This is a genomic window from Streptomyces sp. HSW2009 (assembly GCF_040240285.1).
Lineage (GTDB): Bacteria > Actinomycetota > Actinomycetes > Streptomycetales > Streptomycetaceae > Streptomyces.
Map to the genome: position 1 here is coordinate 1 of NZ_JBEHZD010000262.1, position 10656 is coordinate 10656.

The window sequence follows — 10656 nt, forward strand, 5'->3', positions numbered from 1 at the left end:
GTTGACGGGAATATCCCTCTCACGTCGGCACCCCGCCCCTGGGGCGCCGGAATGCAGCGGGGGGGCGGGGGGGCCCCCCCCCCCGGGGCCGGGTCGGCGCGTACGCCGGACGGGGTGGGAGGTTCCGCGGTGGGGTGCGGGGTGTTCGGGGGTGGGGTGCGGTGGCGTGGCCGGTCGGTGCCCCGGGTCGCCGCGGTGCGTGCCGCGCGGCATCGGCCGTGGCGCCGCCGGTCGCGCGGCGGGTACGGGCCCCTGCTCCCGCACGTCCCGCTCGTGTGCCTGCATCCGGCGAGCGTGGCGCAGCGTCGGTGGGTGCACCAAGGTCCGTCACTCGGCCGCGCGCAAAGCCCACTCGTCCGACTGAGAGTCGGCCGCCGCGACGCATCCGGGTTGACCGGTTTCTCCCCGCATGGGCCGTCCCGTACCGAACCGTCCCGGCGACATGACGAGACGACGACGCGGCCTGGTGGCCCGGCGGCGCGGCGGAGCAGCGACGCGACGGCCCCGCCCCCGTCAGAGAATCAGCGAGAGAAGCAGAACCAAGCCGCCCGCCACGACCGAGATGATCGTCTCCATCAGCGACCAGGTCTTGATCGTCTGGCCGACGTCCATGCCGAAGTACTCCTTGACCATCCAGAAGCCGGCGTCGTTGACGTGGCTGAAGAACAGCGAGCCGGCGCCGACCGCGAGTACCAGGAGGGCCTGGTGGGTGGTGGACATGTCGGCGGCCAGCGGGGCGACGAGGCCGGCCGCTGAGATGGTGGCCACCGTGGCGGAGCCGGTGGCGAGGCGGATGCCGACGGCGATCAGCCAGGCGAGCAGCAGCGGCGAGACGTTCCAGTCCTCGGAGAAGTCCAGGATCATCTGGCCGACGCCGATGTCGATCAGGGTCTGCTTGAAGCCCCCACCAGCACCGACGATGAGCAGGATGCCGGCGATGGGCACCAGCGAGGACTCCACCGTGGACGCCAGCCGCTCCCTGCCGAAGCCCGCCGCCCGACCGAGCGTGAACATGGCCACCAGCACGGCGGCGAGCAGCGCGATCAGCGGCGAGCCGATGACGTCGGTGACCCGCTGCACGTGCTGCTGCGGGTCGTCAACCACGATCTCCACCAGCGCCTTGGCCAGCATCAGGACGACCGGGAGCAGCACCGTGGCGACGGTGGCGGCGAAGCTGGGGCGGCGTTCGAGGTCCGCGGAAGGGCGCTGCGGAATGAGCCCCTCCGGCGGTTTGACGTCCACCCAGCGCGCGGCGTAACGGGCGAACAGCGGGCCGGCGACGACGGCGGTCGGGATGCCGACGAGGACGCCGAGGGCGAGCGTGACGCCGAGGTTGGCGTCGATCGCGTCGATGGCGGCGAGCGGTCCCGGGTGCGGCGGCACCAGGCCGTGCATGACGGAGAGGCCGGCGAGGGCCGGGATGCCGATGCGCATCAGGGAGTGGTTGCCGCGCTTGGCGACCAGCAGCACCACCGGGATCAGCAGCACGATGCCGACCTCGAAGAAGAGCGGCAGCCCGATGATGCCGGCGATCAGGACCATCGCCCAGGGCATGGTGCGCCGGTTCGCGCGGGCCAGGATGGTGTCGACGATCTGGTCCGCGCCGCCGGAGTCGGCGAGCAGCTTGCCCAGGATGGCGCCGAGCGCGATGAGGACGCCCACGCCGCCGACCGTGGCGCCGAGCCCCGTCGTGAAGCTGGCGATGGCCTTGTCCAGCGGCGCCGCCGCGACCGCCCCGAGCACCAGCGAACCGATGGTCAGGGAGAGGAAGGCGTGCAGCTTGAACTTGGTGATCAGCAGGACGATGACGGCGATGCCGACCAGGACGGCGCTACCGAGTTGTGCGTGACCCGCCGAGGTGATGGGTTCGGCGGTGTCCGCTGCCAGCATCTCGACGCTGAGAGTGCGCACGGGACGGTTCCTTACGTGTACGGGGTGGGGCGCCGCTGGGCGGAGCGGTCCGGGTCCTGCGGGTCGAGGCGGGCGAGCCCTTCGATCGCGCGTTGCGTGATCACCGCAGGGGCGGGCGTGACGTCGACGGCGACGCCCCGTTCGTCGGCCTGGAGCGGTTCGAGGTCGGCGAACTGCGAATCGAGCAGCGCGCCGGGCATGAAGTGGCCCTTGCGGGCGCGCAGCCGCTCGGCGATCAGCGCGCGGTCGCCGGTGAGGTGGAGGAAGACGATGCCAGGCGCGGCGGCGCGCAGCCGGTCGCGGTAGCTGCGCTTGAGTGCCGAGCAGCTCACGACGCCGCCCCGCCGGTGCTGGCCGTGGGCCCAGGCGCCGATGGCGTCCAGCCAGGGCGCCCGGTCGGCGTCGTCGAGCGGGGTGCCGGCCGACATCTTGGCGATGTTCCGTGCCGGGTGGAAGTCGTCGGCCTCGGCGTACGGGACGTCGAGGAGCGCGGCCAGCGACTCGCCGACGGTGGACTTGCCCGTTCCGGACACGCCCATGACGACCACGACGTGGGCAGTTTGCATGGACAACCTCGCTGTCTTCATCGACCTCGACGACGCCCCATACCTTCACGTATAGGTACGACGTATTCAAGTGTCTGTGACTTAAAAGTCATACTTAATCGCCGCCGGGGTGCCCCGTACGCTGAGCCCCATGGGAATCGAGGGGCAGCGGCTGGAGGGGCGGGGGCTGCACGCCCGCGTCTTGGCGTCGCTCGGGCCGGCGATCACCGCGGGTGAGTACCCGCCGGGGACGGTGTTGCGCACGGACGAGCTCGAACGGCGCTTCGCGGTGTCCCGCACCGTGATCCGCGAGGCGGTGCGGGTGCTGGAGTCCATGGACCTGGTGGCGTCCCGGCGCCGGGTCGGCGTCACGGTCCGCCCCCGTCACGAGTGGAACGTCTTCGCCCCACAGGTGATCCGCTGGCGGCTGGCCGGCAGCGACCGGCCGCGGCAGCTCCGCTCCCTCACGGTGCTGCGCTCGGCCGTCGAACCGGTCGCGGCCGGACTCGCCGCGACCCTGGCCACCCCCGAGCAGTGCGCCGAACTCACCGAGCACGCGCTGGGCATGGTGGCCACCTCACGCGGCCAGCAGCTCGCTGCGTATCTGGTGCATGACATGGCCTTTCACCGCACGGTGCTGAACGCGTCGGGCAACGAGATGTTCGCCCGGCTCGGCGACGTGGTCGCCGAGGTGCTGGCCGGAAGGACCGAGCACCACATCATGTTCCCCGACCCCGACCCGGCGGCGGTCACCTTGCACGTACGCGTCGCCGAGGCGATCCGCGAACGGGACGCGGCCCGCGCCGAGGCACTGACCCGGGAGATCACGACGGGCGCGATGGCCGAACTTGATGTGTTGGATGTGCCGGAGGTGCCTGACGTGCCGGACGGGCTCGATGCGCCTGGCGTTGCTCGTATTTCTGGCGCGCCTGGTGTGCCTGGCGTATCTGACGATCCCGATGCGGCCGACACGTCCGATGCGTCGGGCGTGTCCGATGCGCCTGGCGTGCTGGACCTGCCGGCGCCGTAGGGCGGGGCGGAGGGGCTGCGCGGGGCGCGGGGCGGCGATGTCGCGCCTGGTGGGATGCGCGCGGCGAGCGGGGCGCGCTCGCCGGGGGCGCGCGGCGGGCCGGCCGGAGTGTTGCGCCCCGCGGACCACGGCGGGCGCCCCCGTGCGCTGCGCGTCCGGGGCGCCCGTCCCATCCGGCTACAGCCAGTCCAGCGGCGTCACCTCGGGGACCCAGGCCAGTACGTCGCACCAGTCGGTGAGCCGGCCGCCGGTCAGGTGGTAGTCCGCGTCGCGGGCGGCCTCGTAGAACGGACCGATGAGGCGCACGGTGGCCGGGGCGTCGAACCAGCCGTGCACCGCCACCGGTTGCGGCGCGCGCAGGTCCAGCAGGTACGCGTCGGGGCGGGCGGTGCTGAGGACCGCATCGGCGAGGGCGGGCGACGGCGGCGCGACGGTGTGGACGGCCCGGCCGTGCCCGAACATCAGGCCCACCGAGGCGTAGCCGGCGCCGAAGTGTCGGCGCAGCGCGCCGCCCTCGTTCCAGCGGGTGGCGGGCGAGTCCGGCGCCGGCGGAAAGGAGGCGGTGAGCGGCGCGCCGACCGCGGTGTGACCGAGCCCGCTCCAAAAGATGATCTTGTGGCCGGTGTGATGGTGCCACCAGATGACGTTCTCGGCCATGAGCGGAAGGGTCCCGTCCGGGCCGCCGACGGCGTCCGCGTCGGTGGTGCCGGTGCGGCTGGAACCGGTCGGTTCGTCTGCGGTCGGTTCGTCTGCGGTCGGTCCGGACCCGGTCGCTCCGTCCCCTGCTGGCCCGTCGCCGGCCGGTCGGCCTCCGGTCAGTCCTTCGCGCCCGTGGTACGCGTAGAAGCCCTCGATCACGCGCGCCTGGCGCAGCGCGAGCGCCTGCTCGGGGCCGGCGGGCAGGCTCGCCACCCGCTCCCTGGCGCGTCGCGCCCGCGCGTACACGGGGCGTTGGTCCGGCAGGTCGACGTACCAGCGGACGTGTTCGGCGACCGGCCCAGGCGGGCGCAGCCCGGCGTACAGGTCACGGAGTTCGGCCAGGTGCTCGGGGGCGGTGGCGGCGACGTGGTCGAGCACCGCGTCATAGGTGTGCGCCTGCACGGCCCCGTGGTCCAGGCCCACGATGCGCACCGGGTCGTCGGGGTGGCGCTGGTTGTGGGCGCGTATCCAGAGCAGTACGGCCAGGAACTCGGCGCTGCGGTGCGGGGCCCAGGCGTCGGCGAGCAGGTCCCGCGGGTCGACGGGGCCGGGCGCTTCGCGGCCTGGCACGGGGGCGCCGGTGACGTACGCGTCGTACTGCTGCCCCTTCGACCAGTCCTCGTCCAGGGCCAGCGAGCGGAAGCCCCGTTCGGTCACCAGGTGCCGGATCAGTTGGTGGGCCAGCGTGGTCAGTTCGGCGGCCCCGCGGGTGGCGGCGCCGATGCCGACGACCTGTGCCGAACCGACGGCGGCGGTCAACGGCGCGAGGTGGTGCAGCGGGGCGCGGGCGCCGAGGTCGGTGAGCGGGTGGGCATGGCTGGCGATCCAGTGCCGTACGGCTGCGGCGGCCGAACCGCCGTCGTCGACGTCCGCCGCCCGGGCCGTGCGCCCGCCCGGGGGCTGTGGCCCCGGCGCGTCGGCCGGGGCCGGCCGCGAACCGGCCGCCAGCCCGGCTCTCGGGCCTGTGGCGGGGCCGGCGGCCTGGCCTGCGGCGGCCGATGCGGGGCCGGGCGCGGGCTCGGACGGATCGGTGGGCGCGTGCATGGCGTGCTCCTCGGTAGCGGCGGTGGGCCGAGCCGGCCGCCGGGGCCCCCCCCCCCCCGGCCCCCCCCCCCGGGCCCCGCCCCCCCCGCGCCGGGGCGGGGGGGGGGGCCGCGCCGGCCGACGGGCCGCCCGCGCCGCGGACGAGCCCGCCGTGCCCAGGCCCAGACGTCCGGTCCTGCGGTGGAACGACGTGCGTACGCCCCCAGCCTCCGGCCTCAACCTCGGTTCAGGTCAAGGGGGCCTCGGCGGTGGGAGGCGCCGCGGGGCGGGGCCGAGTGGGCCCTGGCGGGGGCCGGGCGAGGGGGTCGGCGCGGCCCGTACACCGGTCCGCGGCGTGCGTCTGTGCAGGTGGCGGGCCGATGCACCGGTGGGGGGCGGCGGGCCCGGGCACCGGGTCGGAGCGTGAGCAGGGGCACACTGGCCGCCGTGATCCACCGCATGCCGCGGGTCACCGCCACGGACCGCCGACCGTCCTACGGTGATCGGCCCCGGTCAACTGACGGCCGTTCCTGATCAGTCGGCGGCGACACCTGCGGTGGCAGTGGGCGCCGCGTGGGCAGCAGGCGGCGAGCGATGAGGCAGCGAGCCGCTCCCCGCGCGGAAGCTGGCCCGCCCCGCGCGGAGGCTGGCTCGCCCCGCGCGGAGGCTGGCCCCCCACGCCCATCCCGCCCCGCACCCGTCCCGCTCCGCGCCCGTACGTACGCGTCCGTGCGGCCCGCCGCCGCAAACCCCTAGCCGATGCCGAAGAGCGGAAGACACGGCTCCAGGCCGCTGATGGTGATCGGCAGGTCCCGCGGCGGGCGCCAGTCGGTGTGGGAGAGGCGGAGGCGTTGCAGCGTCGCCGGGCGGCCTCGGGAGACGACGCGCTGCACGCCGTCCGGCTGGTAGCCGAGCTTGTGGGAGACCCGTTGGGAGTCGGCGTTGTCGGTGAACGCGGCGGACACCGCCTCGCGGGCGCCGAGCGCGGTGAAGGCGAAGTGCAGCACGGCGGCGCGCATTTCGGTGCCCACGCCCCGGCCGTGGTGGCGCAGCCCGAGCCAGGAGCCGGTGCTCACGGTGCGCAGCACGCCGAAGTCCCGCGCCGACAACTCCTGCATGCCCAGCGGCCGGCCCGCCTCGAACACGGTGAGACCGAGGCTCCAGTCCGCGGGGCTCCACTCGCCCCGGCTCCGCCAGTGGTGTTGGACCACCGAACGCGCGCGCTCGGCCGCGGGGACGTCGGTCCACTCCACCGTGAACGGCATCCGGTCCGGGGCGTGCACGCCATCGGCGGCGAGGTCGGCCAGCGCGGCCAGGTCCGCGTCGTCAGGAAGCCGCAGTTCCAGGCGCGGCGTCGTGATCCGCAGCCCGACCAGCGGCCAGTGCGTGGTCAACATGGCTCATTGTGGCCCCGCCGAGCGACCGCCGGCACCCGGATTTTCCCGACCCGTCCGGGCTCGCCACGTCCCCCGCCCACCCCACGAAGACGCGCCAAGGTGCGGGCGCGGAGGTTCGGCCCCGGGCGACCAAGGGCATAGGTGGAAGGGGAAAATCGCTGTGCTGTGATCGCCGTGATGTGGGGGGCAAGAGATGCGCCGGATATCCGGACCCGTGCTGCGGGGTGCGCTCGCCGCGCTTGCCGCAGCGGCCGTGGTCACGGCCGCAACGGGGTGCGAGCCGGAGACCATACGGGCCGACGGCACGCGGAGCCCATCCGCCACCGAGCACCGCGAGTCGCCCCCGCCGCACAAGCACCGCGAACACCGCACGCCGAAGCGCACCCACGCGGCCCCCGAGCCGGCGCGCACCACCCCCCGTACGCACCGCCCCAGTCCGCCGCCCCGCACCCATCGCCCCACGCCACCCGCGCACCGCACCTGGCCCACACGCCCCGCCAATCCGGTGCAGCCACCGGTGCTCGCGGCCGGAGCCAGCGGCGCGAAGGTGCGAGAACTCCAGGCCCGACTGCGCCAGTTGGGCCATTTCCACACCCAGCCGACCGGCTATTACGGGACGGTGACCAGCCGTGCGGTCGCCGCCTTCCAGCGCGGCTACGGCCGGCCGGTGACCGGCGTTCTGGACACCAAGTCCTGGTCCAAGCTGCGTGACTTGACGGACAAGCCGAGCCGGGCCGCGCTGTACCCGCCGACGACCCGCCCGGTCGCCAAGCCGGACGCGCGCTGTATGACCGGCCGGACGCTGTGTATCAGCAAGTCGAGCCGGACGCTGTCGTGGATGATCAACGGCGAGGTGGTCGCGTCCATGGACGTGCGTTTCGGCTCGCAGTACACGCCAACGCGCGAGGGCACGTTCAAGGTCGACTTCAAGAGCCGTGACCACGTCTCGACGATCTACGACTCCCCGATGCCGTACGCGATGTTCTTCAGCGGCGGCCAGGCCGTGCACTATTCGTCGGACTTCGCTGCCCGCGGCTACAACGGTGCCTCGCACGGCTGCGTCAACGTCCGCGACAAGAAGAAGATCGCGGCCGTCTTCGACCAGGTCAAGGCGGGCGACAAGGTCGTCGTCTACCGCTAGCCGCCGGCGCGCAGCGCGCGCCGGCCCTTGCGGCTCGGGAACTGCCGCGGCCGGCAACGATCGCTCTCCCCCGGCCTGCGCCGGAGCCTCATCAGCGGGCTCCAGCATGAAGAGAGGGAGCGGGTGTGCGTGGCCGCGGGTGCGGGCACGCACTCGGGCGCGTATCGGGGCTCGTGGGGAGGCGCGCACGCGGGCGCCAACAGCGCGGCAGGGCGGGGGCGCGGACCCGCCGCCAGCGCAGCCCCGTCGCCGCCGGCGGTGCAGAACCGTCGCCGCCGGCGCAGACTCGCCGCCATCGCCGCCGGTGCAGACCCGCTGACCGCCGCCGTACGCGGCACGAGCCCGGCGCGCGCCGCCAACATCCGAGGCGAGACTGACGGGGACTCTGTGGGGCCGTAGCCGTGCAGCGCCGTGCCGTGTCAGGCAACGAGGGCAGGGCGAAAGAAGAGGGGGGGCGGGCGGGGCCGGGGGAACGTGCCCCACCCGCGCCGAGTGCGCGTAGCCGCAGGTACGGGGGGAACCCCGGCTTGCGCGCGGCCGATGACCAGTCGGCCCGCTCCGTACAGCGCCGTGAAGCGAGAAAACGTCACACCTCATCGGTTCTGAGCGACGCACATCACCTTACGCTGCACATTTTGCTGGATTATGTCCGAGTTCTCGGGGCTGTTAGTTGGCCCGCGCGCCCCGCCAACGCTCCGATGTCGGCATGAACATTCAGTGACCCGTGGTGGGACTCGGCGTGCCGCTCGGGGCGGCGGAGGGCTTCTCGGTGGCCGATTCCGAGGGGGACGGGCCGCCCGTGGCGGGGGGCCTGTTGCCCTCTCCCTCTCCGGGACCGCCGGGGCCACCGCCGTGGCCGCCCGCATCACCGTCGTGGTCGCCGCCGCCCGGCTCGGCACCGCCGTGGTCGCTGCCACCACCACCGCCGCCCCCTCCGCCACCACCACCGCCGTTGGCGCCACCGCTGAGGCCGCCGCTGACCCCACCCGTGCCCGGGTGGGAGTCGGTGCCCTCGGCGATGAGGTCGGCGCAGAACTTGCGTACGGCACCGGCTCCGCCGGCCGATCGCTCCAGGGTGAGCAGGGTCTCCTGGTCGAGACCGGCGTCATGGCCGTTCTTCTGCGCGACATAGTCCCGGCACACCGCGATCGCCCACCGCTTCCTGGTGGGGTCGGGCTTCCACCGCGGCGGCTGATGGCTGGGGCGGCCACCTGGCCGAGTGACCGGCGGGCGGTGGCCCTCTGCCCAGCCGTCCGCCCAGCCGCCGGTCGGGCTGGCGTCGCCCTCCCGGCTCGGTTCGTCGCTGGGGTGGGACGAGGCCGAACCGGCGGGCTCGGACTCACCACCGCGCGCGGTGGCCGAGGGATTCGGGCTGCCCGTCGACGTGCTACCCGCGTCACTCATTTTCGGTTGGGGCAGGGCACCCTGCGGCGTCTCGGCGGCCGTCATGCTGGGGGCCGGCGCAGGCCGCATACCGCCCCGGAAGGGGGTCGCCAACACTCCGGTGCCGGCCGCGACGGCCACGCTGCCGAGGGCGCAGCCGACCAGGGCCGCGGCGAGCCCGGCGCGCAGCGGCCGGCGCACCGACAACGTTCTCCCGCGGGTGGGCTTGCCCTTGCGGCCAGGTCCGGCGTCCGCACGGTTCGGCGCGGCGGTCGCCGGGGGCCCGGTGGTACGTCTGCCGCGCGCCGTGGTGAGAGGCGTACGGGGTTGCCCGACCCCGCCACGCGCGCCCGCGTCGACGCCGGTGGTCGCGGGTTCGCGCGCCGGCGCGTCCGCCCCGCCGGCCCCGGCTGAACGGCTGGCCTCGGGTGGACGGCTGGCCCCGTCGTGGGCACTGTGCGCGCCCTGACCGCGCAGCGGATCGGTGTCTCGACCGGCGCGCCGGGCCTCACGTGCGCCCGCGGTCGAGCCGGCAGTCGGTGCAGGGCTGGACTCGCCGGGAGCGCGCCCCAAAGTCTCGGAGGTCCGGGCGCCGTCGTGACCCGGCGACGGACAGCCGGAGGCGGCGTCGGAAGCCACGGCGCCGAGCGGGCCGGCCAGGGACGCGGCAGGGGCCGCCCGGGCCGCGCGGAAGGCGGCGACCGCCGCTTCCTCGCCGGGGAGCGGGTCGCTCTCGCCAGTGGGACGGGCCAGCGGCCCGATGGCGTCCTCGGCCACGGCCGCGAGCACGGCCGCAAGCCGTTGCTCCATCACGACCCGACCCGCTTCCGGCCCGGCGGAAGCAGCACGGCCACCGGCGCCGCCCGTCGCGCCGCGGCCGTAGGGAACACGCGCCCCGTGATGCCAGCCGCCACTACGGGTGGCACGGGAAACACCCGGAGCGGCAGGGGCGTCGAACGCGCCGGGGGCGGGCGGGCGCGCCAGACCTGAGGATTGATCATCTTCCGCTTGGCCGGCGTTCATGGCCGGGTCCGCTTCCTCGCCCACGGCCCGTACACCCGCGTCGGACGAGTCTTCTGAGCCCGCGTTGGCGATTCGTTCCGCCAGGCTCCGCCCCAGGTCAGCAGGGGTCTTATCGGGTGCGGGAGGGGTGGTGTGCGCGGCGTTGAACGCGCTGTGGCCCTGCACCGGAGTGCCGCTGAGCAACCGCTCTGCGGCGTCGTCATCCAGCCAGCCGTACTGGTGCTTGTCGGCCATCACATGTCCCTCTGCGTCCGCGGGCACGAATCCGTCACACTCGCGGACGTCGCCGCGCCGCTACGCCCCAGGCGCTGCGTCGTGACCGCTTCCCCCGCCGCGTCCGCCCCCACCTCGGCCGGCATCCCCTCCCTGCCCGTCAGCGCCGGCGCCCCCGGTCGTACGGCGGACGGCGCCCCCCGGCGCGGTAGCGGGGCCGGCTCCCGCCCCCGCCTGGTCCCCCCCAGGGCTGGCTCGTATAAACAAAACCGAGCCCCCCCCCCGGCCGCC

6 protein-coding genes and 1 pseudogene are annotated in these 10656 nt (G+C 74.6%); 2 read left to right on the forward strand and 5 right to left on the reverse strand.

The features are described 5' to 3' along the window. Positions 1–513: 513 nt before the first annotated feature. The gene (locus AAHZ94_RS19550; protein ID WP_349994262.1) at positions 514–1911 is read right to left on the reverse strand and encodes a GntP family permease; all 1398 of its coding nucleotides are present in this window, start codon (positions 1909–1911) and stop codon (positions 514–516) included. An 11-nt stretch (positions 1912–1922) separates the two neighbouring features. After that, complete coding sequence (locus tag AAHZ94_RS19555) at positions 1923–2477, reverse strand: gluconokinase (RefSeq protein WP_349994263.1); 555 nt, start codon at positions 2475–2477, stop codon at positions 1923–1925. A 130-nt stretch (positions 2478–2607) separates the two neighbouring features. On the opposite strand from AAHZ94_RS19555, the pseudogene AAHZ94_RS19560 reads away from it, so the two are divergent. After that, positions 2608–3315 (forward strand): annotated as a pseudogene (locus tag AAHZ94_RS19560) (FadR/GntR family transcriptional regulator); the annotation flags it as partial. A gap of 348 nt (positions 3316–3663) precedes the next feature. Here AAHZ94_RS19560 and AAHZ94_RS19565 read toward each other — a convergent pair. Further along, positions 3664–5229, reverse strand: coding sequence for an erythromycin esterase family protein (locus AAHZ94_RS19565; protein ID WP_349994264.1), 1566 nt, complete (start codon positions 5227–5229; stop codon positions 3664–3666). A 731-nt stretch (positions 5230–5960) separates the two neighbouring features. Beyond that, positions 5961–6605: a GNAT family N-acetyltransferase gene (locus AAHZ94_RS19570; protein ID WP_349994265.1), complete on the reverse strand. Its 645-nt coding sequence runs from the start codon at positions 6603–6605 to the stop codon at positions 5961–5963. A 193-nt stretch (positions 6606–6798) separates the two neighbouring features. On the opposite strand from AAHZ94_RS19570, the gene AAHZ94_RS19575 reads away from it, so the two are divergent. Further along, the gene (locus tag AAHZ94_RS19575) at positions 6799–7746 is read left to right on the forward strand and encodes a L,D-transpeptidase family protein (protein ID WP_349994266.1); all 948 of its coding nucleotides are present in this window, start codon (positions 6799–6801) and stop codon (positions 7744–7746) included. A gap of 714 nt (positions 7747–8460) precedes the next feature. On the opposite strand, the gene AAHZ94_RS19580 is transcribed toward AAHZ94_RS19575, so the two are convergent. Next, positions 8461–10386, reverse strand: coding sequence for a hypothetical protein (locus tag AAHZ94_RS19580; protein ID WP_349994267.1), 1926 nt, complete (start codon positions 10384–10386; stop codon positions 8461–8463). Positions 10387–10656 lie beyond the last annotated feature (270 nt).